Below are 17,874 nucleotides of genomic sequence, written 5' to 3' on the forward strand. Positions count from 1 at the left end.
ACAGTAGAGTTTTATTTTTGACTTTGCACATTACTGTCAATAAGTTGTAAATCATTTTCTCTTATTATATCAGTCAATAAATCAGCATAGATTTTATTTCCATTTTCATCTTGCTTTGTGCTATATCCTGCATTTTCAATTGACTGAGCTTGTTCTATATATTGAGAAGAATTAAAAACTCCATGTTTTTTATAGCGTTTATTATTTAAAATAAATTTACCATAATCATCTAAAGAGTCTGTTTTGTTTTCATAGCTTCTAAAAGTATCTTTTATAACAGAATCATAATACTCTGATGTAGTCATAGTTATACTTTTTCCTTTCCAACTACTATCAGCTTTTATTCCAAATAAATTATTTGCTTTAACACTAAGATCTGATTTTCCCCAATTAGATTCTAAAATGGCTTGGGATATTGTAATAGAAGGAAGAATTCCATACTTATTATATAATTCAATTGCTTTTGGGGAAAGCTCATCAATAAACTTTCTATAAGATGAATCTTTTTTTAAATTATTTGGCACTAAACCTATAAATTCTAATTGTTCTAGATATTTATAAGTTTGTTCTTTTTGAGAATCACTAAATGATAATTTATTGAGCATATTTTCTAAACTTATAAGTTTATACTTATTTTCTTTACTATCCTTTTCTAAGAATGTTTGTCCCAATTTTAGCACATTCTTATCATTTGATTTTGAGATATCTTTATCATATCTAACACAATCAATTGCAACCAGGTATTTCCAATTAACTTGAAACTTTCCTTTACTTACATTATCAGCTGAATTTATATAACGTTTAATTTCTGTATAATTTAATTTGATATTATCATCTTTATGAAAATAATATAATAATGTAAGCCCAATACATGTAAGAACAAGTAACAAAAATGCCATTTTTAATGTTTTTATTATCGTTCTTTTTACTTTTTCGTATATTGTATTTTTTCTTTTGTTAGTTCTCATTTTTGCCTCTTCCCGCCTATTTTTTATTTTAATAAATAATAAATAATAAATAATAAATTTATTATTACATTATCAAATGAATTAATGTGTGCATTCATATCAACAATTTATATTATAGTAACATAATATTTTTTCTATTTTGTAATAATTGTAGTAATATTAAGATTTTTTTAAGCAATAGATATTTACATTACTTTAAAAGAGCTATTGTTATCTTGTGAAATTTTCTAAGAACAACTTACTTAATTTAGCGAAGTGAAAACATATTATTAAAATATTATAGAATTTTTAAGTATAATAAAAACTTGGATAGTTTTTTTGTTTGGCTTATTATAGAACTTTAAGAATAGAGTCAACATTTCTTATAAAAGAAACACTGACTCTATTTGCTATAATCATAGATATATAATTACTTAAATTTTACTGGATCTTTCTTTTATAAGGTAGAATTTTTTAAAATGTGTTAAAATAAGAGGTAGATTATTATTATGAAGAAATACATGAAGGAGTTTTAATTTTAATGAATATAATTACTTTAGAAAATATATATAAAAGTTACAGTGAAAAAATATTATTAAACAATGTATCGTTAGGAATTAACGATGGTGATAAAATCGGACTTATAGGCATTAATGGAGCTGGAAAATCAACATTTTTAAAAGTTGTAGGGGGAAGAGATGAATTTTTTGATGGCTCTATAACAAAAGGAAAAAATGTTAGAATAGAGTATCTTTCTCAAAATCCAGATTTTAAAAGTGGCGCCACAGTTTTAGAACAAATATTTAGAGGTGACACTAAAGAAATGAAACTTCTTATGGAATATGAAGATATATTAGTAAAGATAAATACTTGCAACGGTGAAGAATTTAATAAATTAAATGATAAACTCATAAAACTTCAAGGTCAAATTGATTCTTTTAATTTATGGGACTTAGAAAGTGAAGCTAAAAGTATTTTAAATAAGCTTGGAATATCTAACTATAATGAAATAATGGATAATTTATCTGGGGGACAAAAAAAGAGAGTTGCCCTTGCATCAGCGCTTATAACACCTTGTGAATTACTTATATTAGATGAGCCTACAAATCATCTTGACGCTGAATCTATAGAATGGCTTGAAGAATTCTTAAATACAAGAAAAGGTGCACTTTTAATGATTACTCATGATAGGTATTTTCTTGATAGAGTTACTAATAGAATAATTGAATTAGATAGAGGAAACCTTTATACATACCCTGGAAATTATACTGCATTTCTAGAAAAGAAGGTTGAAAGACTTGAAACAGAACAAGTTAAAGAAGAAAAGAGAGATGCATTAATTAGAAATGAATTAAAATGGGTAAGAAGAGGTGCTAAAGCTAGAACAACTAAGCAAAAAGCAAGATTACAAAGGTTTGATGAATTAGTAAATACAAAATCTATTGAAATAAAAGACAATGTTGATATATCTTTTGTAGGAAGTAGATTAGGTAAAAAAATAGTTGAGTTATATGATGTAAATAAATCTTTTGATGAGAAACAAATTATAAAAGATTTTAATTATCTATTTTTAAGAGATGATAGAATAGGTATAGTTGGAGAAAATGGAGCAGGAAAAACAACTTTAGTTAACTTAATTAGAGGTTTAATACCACTAGATAGTGGTAGAATTGAAATAGGTGACACTGTAAAGATAGGTTGTTTTGCACAAGACAATGCTCATATTGATCATAATTTAAGAGTTATAGATTATGTAAAAGAAGGTGGAGAGTATATTCCAACTGAAGATGGAACTAAAATAACAGCCTCTTCTATGTGTGAAAGATTTTTATTTGATAGCACAATGCAATATACTCCAATTGAAAAATTATCTGGTGGAGAAAAAAGAAGATTACATCTTTTAAGAGTATTAATGGAATCGCCTAATTTCTTGATATTAGATGAGCCTACAAATGATTTGGACATTGAAACTTTAAAAATTCTAGAATCATTTTTAGATGAATTTATGGGTATTGTAATTGTTGTATCACATGATAGATACTTTTTAGATAGAATCTGTAATAAAATATTCTCTTATGAAGGCGATGGATTAATTAAAGAATATAATGGTAATTATAGTGATTTCTTAATAGCAAAAGAGATAGAAAAAAATAATAAATCTTTAGAAAATGAAAAGTCTACTAATAAAGTGAAAAAAGAAAGAGTTAAAAATAAAGAAGATAAACCTAAGTTTACTTTTAAGGAACAAAAAGAATTTGAAACTATAGATGGAGATATATCTACTTTAGAAAGTAAGATAGAGCATCTTGATAAAGATTTAGAGAAAAATGCTACTAATTATGGAAAGCTTAATGAATTGATGAAGGAAAAAGAATCTCTTGAGCAAGAATTAGAGCAGAAGTATGAGAGATGGGAATATTTAAATGAAATTGCAGCTTCAATAGAAGAATATAATTCAAAGAAAAAACAATAATGGAGGATTTATAGTGGAACTACAAGTTTACTTAAAAGGAAAGAAAGAACCTCTAATATTTAAAGGTGATAGAATTGATGTTTTAGATATGGAGCTTCAAGGAAAAAAGTATAAGCAAATAAGATATTTTAGAAAAGGATTTTCTAAATCTGAGTATATAGAATCTTCTTTAATAACAAGAATGAGAGAAATAAATAAGTAATTTATAAATGGTGATAATTTATGATAAAACAAGTGTTAATGGAAGGATTCAATAATAGTATAAGCGGACGAAATAGAGTTAAAGCTGAGGTAATACTTAAAAATGATTTAGTAAAAGATATAAAAGTTAATGTAGATAATCATATGATAGATATTATCTCTTCTGTAATATCAGAAAGTCTTTTTAATGAATATTCCTGTAAAATAGAAATTGATAGTAAAACAAAAGAAGTTATAGGTACATATTGTAGTTGTACAGATTTTGAGAAAAAAGAATTTTCAAAGGATAATTACTGCTGTAAGCATTTAATAGCATCTTTTTACTATTTTTTAAATAGTTTAGATAATGATGAAAATTTAAAAGAAAAGTTATTATTTTTGCAAAAGAGTAAAGATGATAATCAGAGTGTTTTTTCTAAAGCAGCAAAATCTCAAGATTTATTAAGTTCGCTATTAGAAGATAATAAAGAAAATGTTAAATTTGAGATAACCTTAAATAGAAATACATGGTCTTCAAAACTTCAAGCTGAGTTTAAAATCGGTTTAAAAAGTTGTAATAATAAAATGTATGTATTAAAGGATATAAATCAATTTTTAACATGTATGTATAATAAAATGCCCATCAAATATGGAAAAGATTTTATTTTTGATATAAGGAAACAAAATTTATCATTTGATGATAGAAGACTTATTAAGTTTATTTATAGATTGAGTGAAAAAGAAAATTTACAAAGCTCATTTAAAAGAAGTCAAGATAAAATTATAAATGGAAAAACTTTAACTATACCTGATATATTAGTAAAAACTTTTTTAGATATAATAAAGAATCATAGAGTATATTTAGGCGATGGGTTTTTCTGCAGGATAATCGATTCAGAAATACTTTATGAAGATATACCAATTCCTTTTTCCTTATGTGACAGTGGAAATAATATAATATTAGAAGTTCCTAATGGTATGCCAGAAGCACTTACACAAGATGAAGATGTATTCCTTTATGGTACTTCAATATATGTTCCATCTACCGAACAAAGTGAAAGATTAGTTCCTTATCTTAAAGTGTTTAATAATACACAGAGTATAGCTTTTGGTCAAAATGATGAAAAAAGAGTGTTAAAAGAGCTTATACCATCAATACAAAATGTAAGTAATGGATTAAATTTATCTAAAAAACTTAAAAATAAGGTTGTAATAGCGCCTGTTATTTTCAAATTTTACTTTGATAAAGACAGGGAAAATGTTTATTTAACATTAAAGGTTTCATATGGTGGTTATGAATTTAATTACTTTGAAGAATTCAAAGAAAAAGTTATATATAGAGATTCTCAAAAAGAAAAAGAAGTATATAAATTAGTAAAAAAATTTGGATTTGAAGATGTAAATAATAAATTTATCTTTTTAAAAGATGATGATTATATATTTAGATTCTTCAAATATGATATAGAAAGATTTCAGGATTATGGTGAAGTTTTTTATTCAGAGAATTTTAAAGGAATAAGAAATATATCAAAATCTGACTTTAAAGGCGATGTTAGAAAAGGCAAATTTGATTATTTTGAATTTGAATTTATATTATCAGACCTATCTAAAGAAGAAACCACTAATATATTAAGAAGCTTTAGAAGTAATTTAAAGTACTATAAATTAGAAAATGGTGAGTTCTTAGATTTAGAAGATAAAGACCTAAAAGAAATACTAACTCTTTTAGATAATTTACTTTTAGAAGAGACTTTAAATAATAACACAATTGCTTTATATAAAAATAAAGGAATTTACTTAGAACAATATTTAGAAGATAAAGATTTTAGATTTATAACTGGTAGAGAAAAAATCACTGACATAAGAGATAAACTTAAAAACATTAAAAATAAATCATTTCAACCCCCATATGGTATTCAAGCGGAACTTAGAGAATATCAAAGAGATGGTTATAATTGGTTTAGAACATTAGATTATTTAGGATTTGGTGGAATATTAGGTGATGAAATGGGGCTTGGGAAAACACTTCAAGCCATAGTATTTTTATTATCAAAAGAAAATTCACATTCACTTATAGTAGCACCAACTTCTCTTATATATAATTGGTTTAATGAATTTAAAAAATTTGCTCCTTCAATGAAAGTATGTATAGTAAATTCTAATAAAGAGGAACGTGAAGAGCTTATTAAAGCATATAATAACTATGATGTTATTATAACAACATATAATCTTTTAAGAAGAGATTTAGATTTATATGACATGGTATTTGATTATTGTATTTTAGATGAAGCTCAAAACATAAAGAATGCTTCATCACAAAATGCAAAAGCTGTTAAAAGTATTAAATCAAAATCAAGATTTGCATTAACAGGTACACCTATAGAAAATTCATTAATGGAACTTTGGTCTATTTTTGACTTTATAATGCCTGGGTATCTTTATGATGAAAAAAGATTTACAAGTAGATATTATAGAAGGCTTGAAGAAGAAAAAGAAATATTAGAAGAAATAAATAGACTTGTAAAGCCGTTTATATTAAGACGATATAAGAAAAATGTAATTAAAGAATTACCTGATAAAATTGAAAAAAGATTAGTTATTCCTTTAAGTGATGAGCAAAAATTAGTATATAAAACTTATTCTGAATATGCTAGAGATTTAATACAAAAGAAAGTTGAAGATGATGAATTTAAGAACAGTAAAATAGAAATTTTATCATATATAACAAAGTTAAGACAGATTTGCTTAGATCCATCAGTTATTATGGAAAATTATTTAGGTACAAGTGGGAAAATAGATGCACTTTTAGAGATACTAGATCATAGCATAAGTTCAGGCCATAAAATATTAGTATTTTCTCAATTTACGTCTGTGCTTAAAAATATAGGTAACTTACTTAAAGAAAATAACATATTATTTTCTTATTTGGATGGTTCAGTATCATCTATCAATAGAATGAGAATGGTTGATGATTTTAATGATGGAGAGAATAATGTATTTTTGGTATCTTTAAAGGCTGGAGGAACTGGTCTTAATTTAACTAGTGCAGATATAGTAATACATTTCGATCCATGGTGGAATCCAGCAGTAGAAGATCAAGCAACTGACAGAGCACATAGAATTGGTCAAGAAAACACTGTTGAAGTAATTAAACTTATAGCACAAGGCACAATAGAAGAAAAGATAGTAGAACTTCAAGATAGTAAACGAAAGCTTATAGATACAATCCTAGGTGATGATTTAAACATAGGTTCATTTATAAATACTTTAAATGAAGAACAAATTATTAATTTATTCAATTAATATCTATAAAAACTTATGTTTTAAACATAAGTTCAATTGTTACTTCATCTTTGTTTATGAATATATAAACCTTTTGCAAAACATAACTTTAAACTTAAATAGAATAAATTTAAACATACAATGTCTATTGAGGCAATGTAGTCAAAATTTTGGTTACATTGTCTCTCTTCTTATATAAAACTTTAAATAAGATTAGGCATTTATAAAATCTCTGTTATTTAAATTAGAAATACAAAAGATTTTTATTAAGAGTTTAAAAGTAGGTGATGATATGCAAAGTTTAGATTTAATAAATTATTTAAGAGAGGTTAATACAGTATCGATAATAGTTAGACTTACTTTAGCAACTATTTGTGCTGGAATTATTGGAGCTGAGAGAGGAAGAAGAAACAGACCAGCAGGATTTAGGACACATATTTTAGTATGTATTGGGGCTACAATTATAATGATTACAAATCAGTATATGACTGGTGTATTAAATTTACCAGGTGATGCAAGTAGGATGGGTGCTCAAGTTATTAGTGGGATAGGCTTTTTAGGTGCAGGTACAATAATAGTAGTTGGAAAAAATCAAGTTAAGGGACTTACAACAGCAGCTGGACTTTGGGCATGTGCTTGTATGGGACTAGCTATTGGGATAGGTTTTTATGAAGGTGCTATTATAACATGTATATTTTTAATGGGGGTAGTCACTGGGCTTCATAAACTTGATGAATATATGCAAACACATTCTAAAACTATTGATATTTATGTTGAACTTGAGGATATTAAGGGGGTTATGAACTTTATGACCTGCGTCAAAAAAGATGGAACTCAAATATTTAATGTTGAAATTAAGAATAAAAATAGTGATGTAAAAGTTATTGCACTAGCCATGACATTAAAGCTTAATCAAAATTGTGATCATATGGAATACATTTTACAACTTCATCATATAGAAGGAGTTTGCATGGTTGAAGAAATGATATAGATTCAAATAAAATAGTCCATTTTATTTGAATTAAAATTTAATAGTAAGAAATAATATATTAAGAGTAGCATATTCTATTAATTCAATTATTGCTACTCTTTAATAATAATATTTATTTTGTTATTATAATCATATAGAATCTATTTTAAAATTTTATTAGATAAAAATAAATAATTAGTATAAAAAACTAGAATAGATTTATGTTTAGTTATTACTTGAAAAGTAGATTGACTTAGGGGGAAACTATAAATGAAAAAAGTAGTAAATATTGCTCATAGAGGATTTAGTGGAGTATATCCAGAAAATACAATGCTAGCTTTTGAAAAAGCTATAGAAGTTGGCTGTGATGGAATAGAAACTGATGTTCAATTAACTAAGGATGGATATGCAGTAATATGCCATGATGAAGAACTAGATAGAACTACAACTGGCACAGGCTTAATTAAAGATTATACATTAGAAGAATTAATGAATTTTGATGCTGGAATAAAATTTGGTGAGGAATTTAAAGGATTAAAAATTCCAACATTAGAAGAATTCTTAAAGTATGTTAGTAATAAAAATATTATTATAAATATAGAAATTAAAAATAGCATAATTGATTATGAAAATATAGAAAAAACAACTTATGATTTAATCAAAGAATATAAGCTAGAAGAAAGAGTCATAGTATCTACATTTAATCATTACTCTGTAAGAAGATGTATAGGACTAGATAGAACCATAAAAACAGGAGTATTATACTATGATTGTATATTTGAACCTCATAATTACGTACAAATGGTTGGTGGAAATGCCCTTCATCCAGAATATCATAGTGTAAATAAAGAAATTGTTGAAAGAGCACATGATAATGATTTAAAAGTAAATGTTTATACTGTTAATGATAAAAATGATATGCAAAATATGATTGATTTAGGAGTAGATGCAATAATAACTAACTATCCCAATGTATTAAAAGAATTATTTATTTGATGATTCAAAGGAAGAAGAATATCGTATACTATAGATTGAAATAAAAGGTTCACATTAATATCTAAGGCGTAAAATCTTAATATTATAGTGTTATAATTATATTAAATATACAAAGGTGGGTGATTAAAAGTCAGCTAATGTAAAATTAGGTTGATTAATAGCGTATGAATGATTTTATTTTATACTTAAGAGAAATTAATACAGTATCAATAATTGTAAGGCTTGCTTTAGCAACTATTTGTGCAGGAATTATTGGTGCGGAAAGAGGAAGAAAAAATAGACCTGCAGGATTTAGGACACATATTTTAGTGTGCATTGGTGCCACATTAATTATGATAACAAGTCAATATATGAGAGATGTTCTTCATAGTACTGGAGATATAACTAGACTGGGTGCACAAGTTATTAGTGGAATAGGATTTTTAGGCGCAGGAACAATCATAGTAGTTGGGAAAAATCAAGTTACAGGTCTTACAACAGCAGCTGGTCTTTGGGCATGTGCATGCATGGGATTAGCTATTGGAATAGGTTTTTACGAAGGTGCAATTATAGCATGTGTGTTTATGCTTGCTGTAGTTACAGGACTTCATAGGCTAGATTTATATTCAAGAACTCATTCTAGAGTTATGGATGTTTATACAGAACTTCGAGATATAAGAGGCGTTGCTAATTTTATGAAAACTGTACAAGCTGACGGAACTAAAATATCTAATATTGAAGTGAAAAAAGCTACTACGAATAAGGATGATCGTATAATTGCTTTAACAATGACATTAAAACTCTCTCAAAAATGGAATCATTCTGACTACACTCTTCAACTTCATAATATTGAAGATGTCTGTTGTGTAGAGGAAATAATATAATAATATAAATTCTTAAAGAATAAAAAATCACTTAAGATTTAGTTATCTTAGGTGATTTTTACCTTGGTGATTAAAAGAAACATTCTAATTGAAGAAAATAAATGTGTTTTTATATCTTAGTTATATTTTCAGACATAAAAATACCTTTATTTACAAATTGTTTCATTTAATAACAATAATTGACTATGATATATAAAAATATTATAATTTTTATAAGTTAAATTTAACTAAGGAGGAAATTAAATGAATCACAGTGAAATGTTAAAGCTCAAAAATATAGTTATGTTACTTGGGCTTTTGGTTTCTTTGATTGGAAGAATAAGTTTTGATTTATTTTTTAAATCTGGAATCCATGTTATAATGCCAATAATAGTAATTGGTGGAATTTGTATTTTTATTTTAGGATGTTTAATTAAGAAAGATCATATGATTGGTGCTATGTATTATTCAGTAACAATATTTCCTATATTAAATATTTTAATAATGAATTTAAAGCCAGGTTTAGCTGCTTTTGTACTTATCTACTATGGAATTATCTTAACAAGTATTTATCAAGAAGAGAAAGTTGTTATATACAATTCTATTATAAATATTGGAGTAGTTATATACTTTTTCTTCAAATATAGAGTTGAAGTATTTAATAATGCTAATTATGAACAACTTGGACTTTTTATAGCTTATATTGTTGTTATGACTGGTATATTGGTGTTCTTATCTATATTAACTAAAAAGGCATATAAAAAATCTGAAGAGAATGCTAAAGCAATAATAGAATCAAATTCTAAGTCTAATGAATTATTATCTGAAATTAATCAGACTGTTAATCATTTAACTGATGCTAATATTATAATTAAATCTGGAATTGATAACACCGGAGAAATTTTCAATCAAATTACTCAGTCATCAAATGCTGTAGCAGCAAAAACTACTGAAGAAGTCCTAATTATAAATAAAGTTATTGAATTGATGAAAAATGGTGCAAAAAATCTTAATGAAGTTACAACTTCAATTAAAAAAATGGAGAATTTATCTTTAAAAACTGAAAATGTTGTAACTAACGGTATTAATAGTTTTAATGAATTTTCTATAGAGATGAATAAAGTGAATTCTAACATTATAAATGTGGTTGATCTAATTAAAGAGCTTAGCAATGAAAACAAAAAAATTGTACAAATAATTGATTCAATAGGTGAAATATCAAATCAAACAAATCTTTTAGCACTTAATGCATCAATTGAAGCAGCAAGAGCTGGAGAACATGGAAAAGGTTTTGCAGTAGTTGCAGAAGAGGTTAGAAAACTTGCAGAAAATTCAAGAGATGCAACGGAAAAAATATCATTAATACTAAATAATATATCAGGTAAAACTATAATTGTTTCAGATGAAATATTAAATGAGCAAAAATCAATTGAAGTATGCAATAAGCATACTGAAGTTGTAAAGAACTTATTTAATAATATAAACAACAATACTTCAAATGTATTGCATAATTCAAAAAACATAAATTGCAATTGTAGTATTTTAGAAAAAGAATTTAATGATACATTAAAAGAGGTTAATTACGTAAGTAAAAATATTGAAAATATTGCTTCTTCAATGGAAGAAGTATCATCAAGTATTGATGACTTAAATAACAATATTAACAGTATATCTAAAAGCTACGATGATATTAATAAAATTTGTATTAAATTATCTGAGTTACAATATATACAGGATATATAATGAAATAAATCACAAATTATCAATCTAATGAATAAAATAAAATTATAAAGTTAAAATATATAATAGGTCTTAAAACCACCTGTAATTTATATGGATAATTAACCAAAATAACTGCTTGTTTTATTAAATAAGCAGTTATTTTTATTTAGTAATCATATGCACATTAATAGTATGTAGTTACTTATATGCATTAAAAGATCATAGTTAGTGTTTATACATATAAAATAATTTTCAATATGTATAAATATCTAAATTTAACTAAAAATAAAAATTAGATTATGTTAGATTTCTATACTTAAGATTTTCAAATATTAAAAAATATGTTTGAAAACAATTATTGAAAAATGTTAACTATTGATTTAATGGTAATTTTACAAAATAAAATCTATAAAATCAACTTTTTGAGAGGAGAAAATTATATATGTTTATTCCTAAAAGAATATTATTTGAAAAGGGAAGTTTAGATTATGAAATTGGTCAAAGTATATATAATACATTTAAAGATAATAAAAATGTTGATATTATAAATATAAGTGGAAATAGGCTAAAACAGCATATTCCAGGAGATGATACTTATAGTTATTATAGAGAAGGTAAAAATACCTTAGTAGTTGGAATTAAAAAGAGTTTTAAATTCCAGTCATGTAAGCCTTCAGCACATTATCAATTGCCTCTTCTTTCTGGATGTACAGGATATTGTGAGTATTGCTATCTTAATACTAACTTAAGTACTAAACCATTTATTAAAGTTAATGTAAATATAGATGATATATTAAATCAAGCAAAAAAGCATATTATTGAGAGAAGTCCTGAGATAACAATATTTGAAGGTGCTGCTACATCAGATCCTATACCAATAGAACCATATACTCATTCTTTACAAAAAGCTATTGAATTTTTTGCAAATGAAGAAAAAGGTAAATTTAGATTTGTAACTAAATATAATGATGTAGATACGCTTTTGAATATAGATCATAAAGGAAAGACAGAAATTAGATTTACTCTAAATACGAATAAAGTAATAAATGATTTTGAAAATAGAACATCTTCTTATGATTTAAGACTTGGAGCCTGTGAAAAAGTTGCAAAAGCACAGTATCCAATTGGATTTATAATAGCTCCAGTATTTTTATATGAAAATTGGAAAGAAGACTACAATGACCTTCTGATAAGATTACATGATAAGATGCCTAAGGATTTAAAATATCCATTATCATTTGAAGTTATAACCCATAGATATACTACAAGAGCAAAAAATGTTATAAATGAAGTATTTCCAGATAATACTTTACCAATGAATGATGAAGAACGTAAATATAAGTACGGTCAATTTGGATATGGAAAATATGTTTATACTAAAGAACAGCTAGAAGAGGTTAAATCATTTTTTACAATTAAAATAAATGAATTGTTTGAAAATAGTGTTATAAAGTATATTATTTAAAAGAAAGTCTTCCATTTTATTTTGGAAGACTTTTTTAATCTTTGATTACAGCTTCCCCCTGTGATAAAATAAGACTTGATTTTAAGTTTTAAAATTAGGTAAAAATATTTAATTTTTTATACCTAATTAAAAGGAGGAAATTATTATGGCTTTAACGCCAATGATGGTAGAGTACATGAAAACAAAAGAAGAATATAATGATTGTATTCTATTTTATAGATTAGGTGACTTTTATGAGATGTTCTTTGATGATGCACTAACTGTATCTAGAGAGCTTGAACTTGTTTTAACAGGCAAAAATTGTGGACTTGAAGAAAGAGCACCAATGTGTGGTATTCCACATCATGCAGCTGCTGCATACATCCCAAGACTTGTTACTAAAGGATATAAGGTTGCTATATGTGAACAACTTGAAGATCCCAAGCAAAGCAAAGGAATAGTAAAAAGAGGAGTTGTAAAAGTAATAACTCCAGGAACATTTATAGATAGTAATTCTAATTTAGAAAATGATAATACATATTTAATGGTGATATATGGATATGAAGATAAATTTGGAATAGCAATGTCTGATATAAGTACTGGTGAATTTAAAACTACATCTTTTAATAATATTAAGATGAGCTTATTAGATGAGATTTCAAAGGTTTCTCCAAAAGAAATACTAGTTGACAATAATATAAGCGAAGAATTGTTAGAAGAAATAAACAATGTACTTCCTGTTCTTATAACGAAAAAAGATTTTAATGAGTTTTTAGTTTCAAAAGAAGAACTTATAGAGCAGTTTTCAGACTTAGAAGTAAGTGGATTAACAATAGAAAGAGAAATTCCAAGTAAAGTACTTCTTAAATATATAAATGAAACTCAAAAGATGAGTTTAACGAATATCAATTTATTAGAACAATATGAAATTATAAATTATATGACCATAGATGGAAACTCAAGAAGAAACTTAGAGCTTACAGAAAGTATAAGAGAAAAAACTAAAAAAGGATCTCTTCTTTGGGTTCTTGATAAAAGTGCAACATCTATGGGGGGAAGAACTTTAAGAAAATGGATAGATGAACCTCTTATAGTTAAAGATGAAATAGAAAAAAGATTAAGTGGAGTTGAAGAAGTATTTAATTCAATAGGTTTCAATGAAGACTTAAGAAGCGCTTTAAAAGAAATTTATGATATAGAACGAATTGTTGGTAAAATATCCAATAAAAATGTCAATGCTAAAGATTTATTATCTCTTAAATCATCTTTAGATAAACTTCCATGCATTAAGGAACTTTTAAAAGATACTAGTTCTGAATTGTTAAAAGGATACTATGAAAATTTAGATGAATTGATTGATGTAAGAGATTTATTAAATGACTCTATTAAAGAAGATCCTGGTTTAAGTTTAAAAGAAGGAAACATAATAAAAGATGGATATAATACTTTAGTAGATGAATTACGTCAAAGTAAACTTCATGGAAAAGAGTGGATTGCTGCTCTTGAAAATAGAGAACGTGAATTTACAGGTATTAAGTCTTTAAAGGTTGGTTATAATAAGGTATTTGGATACTATATAGAAATAAGTAAATCAAATTATAATTCTATCCCAGAAGGTAGATATATAAGAAAGCAAACATTAGCTAATGCTGAAAGATTTATAACTGAAGAACTTAAAGTTATGGAAGATAAAATTTTAGGTTCTGAAGAAAAACTTATTAACTTAGAATATTCTATATTTGTTGAAATAAGAGATAAAATTGAAAAAGAAATAAGCAGATTAAAAAAGAGCGCTAGGATAATATCAGATTTAGATGCTATTTCAACTTTAGCTTTACTTGCTTTAGAAAATGATTATATTAAACCTGAAATAAATACAGATGGATTAATTAAAATAACTGATGGAAGACACCCTGTAGTTGAAAAAGTAATTGGAAAGGGAGACTTTGTATCAAATAATACTGCATTAAATCAAACTGATAAGGAATTATTATTGATTACTGGACCTAATATGGCTGGTAAATCTACATATATGAGACAGGTGGCCCTTATAACATTGATGGCTCAAATAGGTTCATTTGTACCTGCAACTAGTGCAAGCATATCTATCTGTGATAAGATTTTTACAAGAATAGGAGCATCTGATGATTTAGCAGGTGGAAAGTCTACATTTATGGTTGAAATGTGGGAAGTTTCTAATATTTTAAAAAATGCTACAAGTAATAGTTTAGTTTTACTTGATGAAGTGGGAAGAGGAACTTCAACTTATGACGGACTTTCAATTGCTTGGTCTGTTATTGAATATATAACTAAAAATAAGGATTTAAGATGCAAAACTTTATTTGCAACTCACTATCATGAACTTGTTAAACTTGAAGGGATTTTACCTGGAGTTAAAAATTACTCTGTAGCAGTTAAAAAATTAAAAGATAGCGTAGTCTTTTTAAGAAAAATAGTAGAGGGCGGTGCAGATGAATCTTACGGTATAGAAGTTGCAAAGCTTGCAGGACTTCCTGAGAATGTTATTAATCGTGCTAGAGAAATTCTTGAAGATTTAGAAGGTAAAAATACCTTTGATATAAATAAAGTATCAGCATGTTCAATGGATTCAGATGAAGAAAAAGAAATTGCTATTGATTCTACTAAAAATGAAGAGGATAAAATTATTTCTAATGCACAAAATAATTTAGATCAAAATAGAAATGTAAATGAAACTAGTTGTAACTATACTGAAGAGAGAATCTTAAGAGTTGAAACTCAAAATGCAGAGTATGAAGAGACTATAAAATATTTAAAATCTGAAATAACAGAGTTACAAGAATCAAATAAGAAACACAATAAAAAGCATAAAGATGTTTCTAATGACAGTATGCAAATTAACTTTGAAGTTATGGAAAAAGAAAATTTTATAAAAGAGCTTAGTGAAGTAGATATATTAGGACTTAACCCTATGGAAGCTATGAATACTTTATATAGATTAGTTACAGATGCAAAAAAACTTCAATAAAAATGATAAATAGGAGATAAATTTATGAATTGTGGTTGTGGTATTCCTTTAGAATGTCCAAAATGTAAAGAAAAGCTATTTAGAAAGCGTAAAATAGAGGGAGCATATATAATAATAGAGAGAGCTTGTCCAAATTCTCAATGTAATTATGTAATTAGAGAAGCTAAGATTTTTAATGATGATGTAAACTAAATTTAAGATACCTTAAAACATTCTAATCTAATAGTTTGTTTTAATGATAAATAGGAGATAAATTTATGAATTGTGGTTGTAGTATTCCTTTAGAATGTCCAAAATGCAGTAAAAATCTACTTAGAAAACGTAAAATAGATGGAGCATATATAATAATAGAGAGAGCTTGTCCAAATCCCCAATGTAATTATGTAATTAGAGAAGCTAAGATTTTTAATGATGATGTAAATTAAATTTGAAATACCTTAAAACATTCTAATGTAATAAGTTTGTTTTGAGGTATTTTTTACTAAATAAAAAAGTTTGATGTAAACATTGACAATACATATACGTATAGGTTATTATTTAATCACAACATATACGTATATGTATTGAGAAGGAGGGAAAAATAATGTCTAAGTATAATAAGGAAGTTAAAGAGTTATTAGAATTCATTGGTGGAAAAGAAAATATAAGTGCTGTATCACATTGTGCAACAAGAATGAGATTTGTTTTAAATGATACATCTATTGCAGATGAAGAAAAAATTAAAAAATTAAAATCTGTTAAGGGTACATTTACTCAAGCAGGGCAGTTTCAAGTTATTATTGGAAACGATGTAGCGGAATTTTATAATGAGTTTACTGCATTAGCTGGAATTGATGGAGTAAGCAAGGACAACTTAAAAAGTTCGGCTAAATCAAATATGAATATTGTTCAAAGAATGATGGCTAATATAGCAGAAATATTTTCACCCTTAATACCTGCAATTATAGTAGGAGGACTTATATTAGGTTTTAGAAATATCATAGGTGATATTAAGATGTTTGAAAACAGTACTAAAACTCTTATTGAAATATCACAGTTTTGGGCAGGAACGCATAGCTTTCTATGGTTAATAGGTGAAGCAATATTCCACTTCTTACCTGTTGGAATTACATGGGCCGTAACCAAGAAAATGGGAACAACTCAAATACTTGGTATAGTACTAGGTATTACATTAGTATCACCTCAACTTTTAAATGCTTATGCTGTTGCAGAAGCTGACATAATTCCATTTTGGGATTTTGGTTTTGCAAAAATAGATATGATTGGTTATCAAGCACAAGTTATACCTGCTATTTTAGCTGGATTTGTACTAGCATATCTTGAAAAAGGAGTTAGAAAAATAGTTCCTTCTTCAATTTCAATGATATTTGTACCATTCTTTGCTTTAGTACCAACGGTATTAATAGCACATACTGTTCTTGGACCTATAGGTTGGACAATTGGATCTTGGGTTTCAGCAGTAGTTTATGGTGGATTAACATCAGCATTTGGTAGTATATTTGCTGCAATCTTTGGATTCCTTTATGCACCGCTTGTTATAACTGGATTACATCACATGACTAATGCAATAGACTTACAATTAATGGCTCAATTCAAAGGAACATCTTTATGGCCAATGATAGCTTTATCAAATATAGCTCAAGGATCAGCAGTTTTAGCCATGATTTATCTTCAAAGAAAAAATGAAGAAGAAAAACAAATAGCCATTCCAGCATGTATATCAGCTTACTTAGGTGTAACTGAACCTGCATTATTTGGTATAAATATAAAATATAGATTCCCATTTGTATGTGGAATGATAGGATCAGCTATAGCCGCTGTAATATCTGTATCAACTGGAGTAATGGCAAACTCTGTAGGAATTGGTGGATTACCTGGTATTCTATCAATTAAACCACAACATATGCTTATGTTTGCAGTAGCAATGGTAATAGCTATAGTAGTACCATTTGTGTTAACTTTAATAATTGGAAAGAAAAAACTAAGCTAATAAATAATAATTTTAAATTGG

13 protein-coding genes are annotated in these 17,874 nt (G+C 26.4%); 12 read left to right on the plus strand and 1 reads right to left on the minus strand.

Translation table 11 applies throughout. The annotated features are described in order from the left end of the window. Positions 1–11: 11 nt before the first annotated feature. A complete protein-coding gene (locus tag NG904_RS07710; protein WP_252230867.1) occupies positions 12–968 on the minus strand; it encodes a glycoside hydrolase family 73 protein in 957 nt (318 codons plus the stop codon). 520 nt (positions 969–1,488) lie between these two features. On the opposite strand from NG904_RS07710, the gene NG904_RS07715 reads away from it, so the two are divergent. The 12 genes from NG904_RS07715 (at position 1,489) to treP (ending at position 17,853) form a co-directional block, all read left to right on the plus strand. Beyond that, positions 1,489–3,420: an ABC-F family ATP-binding cassette domain-containing protein gene (locus NG904_RS07715; RefSeq protein ID WP_252230869.1), complete on the plus strand. Its 1,932-nt coding sequence runs from the start codon at positions 1,489–1,491 to the stop codon at positions 3,418–3,420. A gap of 13 nt (positions 3,421–3,433) precedes the next feature. Beyond that, positions 3,434–3,622: a hypothetical protein gene (locus NG904_RS07720; RefSeq protein WP_003374128.1), complete on the plus strand. Its 189-nt coding sequence runs from the start codon at positions 3,434–3,436 to the stop codon at positions 3,620–3,622. 20 nt (positions 3,623–3,642) lie between these two features. Further along, positions 3,643–6,903 (plus strand): DEAD/DEAH box helicase, encoded by a 3,261-nt coding sequence (locus NG904_RS07725; protein ID WP_252230871.1) that lies wholly within the window; start codon positions 3,643–3,645, stop codon positions 6,901–6,903. A gap of 271 nt (positions 6,904–7,174) precedes the next feature. Further along, the gene (locus NG904_RS07730; RefSeq protein WP_252230873.1) at positions 7,175–7,873 is read left to right on the plus strand and encodes an MgtC/SapB family protein; all 699 of its coding nucleotides are present in this window, start codon (positions 7,175–7,177) and stop codon (positions 7,871–7,873) included. Between the two features lie 249 nt (positions 7,874–8,122). After that, complete coding sequence (locus tag NG904_RS07735) at positions 8,123–8,848, plus strand: glycerophosphodiester phosphodiesterase (RefSeq protein ID WP_252230875.1); 726 nt, start codon at positions 8,123–8,125, stop codon at positions 8,846–8,848. A gap of 164 nt (positions 8,849–9,012) precedes the next feature. Next, positions 9,013–9,711 carry an MgtC/SapB family protein gene (locus NG904_RS07740; protein WP_252212250.1) on the plus strand — a complete coding sequence of 233 codons (699 nt, stop codon included), beginning with the start codon at positions 9,013–9,015 and terminating at the stop codon, positions 9,709–9,711. A 243-nt stretch (positions 9,712–9,954) separates the two neighbouring features. Further along, complete coding sequence (locus NG904_RS07745; protein WP_252230877.1) at positions 9,955–11,433, plus strand: methyl-accepting chemotaxis protein; 1,479 nt, start codon at positions 9,955–9,957, stop codon at positions 11,431–11,433. A gap of 421 nt (positions 11,434–11,854) precedes the next feature. Beyond that, positions 11,855–12,877, plus strand: a complete 1,023-nt coding sequence (gene splB / locus NG904_RS07750) for a spore photoproduct lyase (protein WP_252230879.1) — start codon at positions 11,855–11,857, stop codon at positions 12,875–12,877. Between the two features lie 145 nt (positions 12,878–13,022). Continuing rightward, a complete protein-coding gene (mutS, locus tag NG904_RS07755) occupies positions 13,023–15,863 on the plus strand; it encodes a DNA mismatch repair protein MutS (RefSeq protein ID WP_252230881.1) in 2,841 nt (946 codons plus the stop codon). 24 nt (positions 15,864–15,887) lie between these two features. Beyond that, on the plus strand, positions 15,888–16,055 hold the full coding sequence (locus NG904_RS07760; RefSeq protein ID WP_252230883.1) for a hypothetical protein: 168 nt from the start codon (positions 15,888–15,890) through the stop codon (positions 16,053–16,055). Between the two features lie 65 nt (positions 16,056–16,120). Further along, positions 16,121–16,288: a hypothetical protein gene (locus tag NG904_RS07765; protein ID WP_252212254.1), complete on the plus strand. Its 168-nt coding sequence runs from the start codon at positions 16,121–16,123 to the stop codon at positions 16,286–16,288. Between the two features lie 158 nt (positions 16,289–16,446). Then, positions 16,447–17,853, plus strand: a complete 1,407-nt coding sequence (treP, locus tag NG904_RS07770; protein ID WP_252230892.1) for a PTS system trehalose-specific EIIBC component — start codon at positions 16,447–16,449, stop codon at positions 17,851–17,853. Positions 17,854–17,874 lie beyond the last annotated feature (21 nt).

This window comes from Clostridium sp. ZBS15 (assembly GCF_023845705.1).
Taxonomy (GTDB): Bacteria; Bacillota; Clostridia; order Clostridiales; family Clostridiaceae; genus Clostridium; species Clostridium aquiflavi.

Coding starts and splice junctions, on each gene's coding strand:
- NG904_RS07765 (WP_252212254.1), top strand. CDS start 16,121: ATGAATTGTGGTTGTAGTATTCCTTTAGAATGTCCAAAATGCAGTAAA.
- NG904_RS07710 (WP_252230867.1), bottom strand. CDS start 968: ATGAGAACTAACAAAAGAAAAAATACAATATACGAAAAAGTAAAAAGA.
- treP (WP_252230892.1), top strand. CDS start 16,447: ATGTCTAAGTATAATAAGGAAGTTAAAGAGTTATTAGAATTCATTGGT.
- NG904_RS07760 (WP_252230883.1), top strand. CDS start 15,888: ATGAATTGTGGTTGTGGTATTCCTTTAGAATGTCCAAAATGTAAAGAA.
- NG904_RS07730 (WP_252230873.1), top strand. CDS start 7,175: ATGCAAAGTTTAGATTTAATAAATTATTTAAGAGAGGTTAATACAGTA.
- NG904_RS07745 (WP_252230877.1), top strand. CDS start 9,955: ATGAATCACAGTGAAATGTTAAAGCTCAAAAATATAGTTATGTTACTT.
- NG904_RS07725 (WP_252230871.1), top strand. CDS start 3,643: ATGATAAAACAAGTGTTAATGGAAGGATTCAATAATAGTATAAGCGGA.
- NG904_RS07715 (WP_252230869.1), top strand. CDS start 1,489: ATGAATATAATTACTTTAGAAAATATATATAAAAGTTACAGTGAAAAA.
- splB (WP_252230879.1), top strand. CDS start 11,855: ATGTTTATTCCTAAAAGAATATTATTTGAAAAGGGAAGTTTAGATTAT.
- NG904_RS07740 (WP_252212250.1), top strand. CDS start 9,013: ATGAATGATTTTATTTTATACTTAAGAGAAATTAATACAGTATCAATA.
- NG904_RS07735 (WP_252230875.1), top strand. CDS start 8,123: ATGAAAAAAGTAGTAAATATTGCTCATAGAGGATTTAGTGGAGTATAT.
- mutS (WP_252230881.1), top strand. CDS start 13,023: ATGGCTTTAACGCCAATGATGGTAGAGTACATGAAAACAAAAGAAGAA.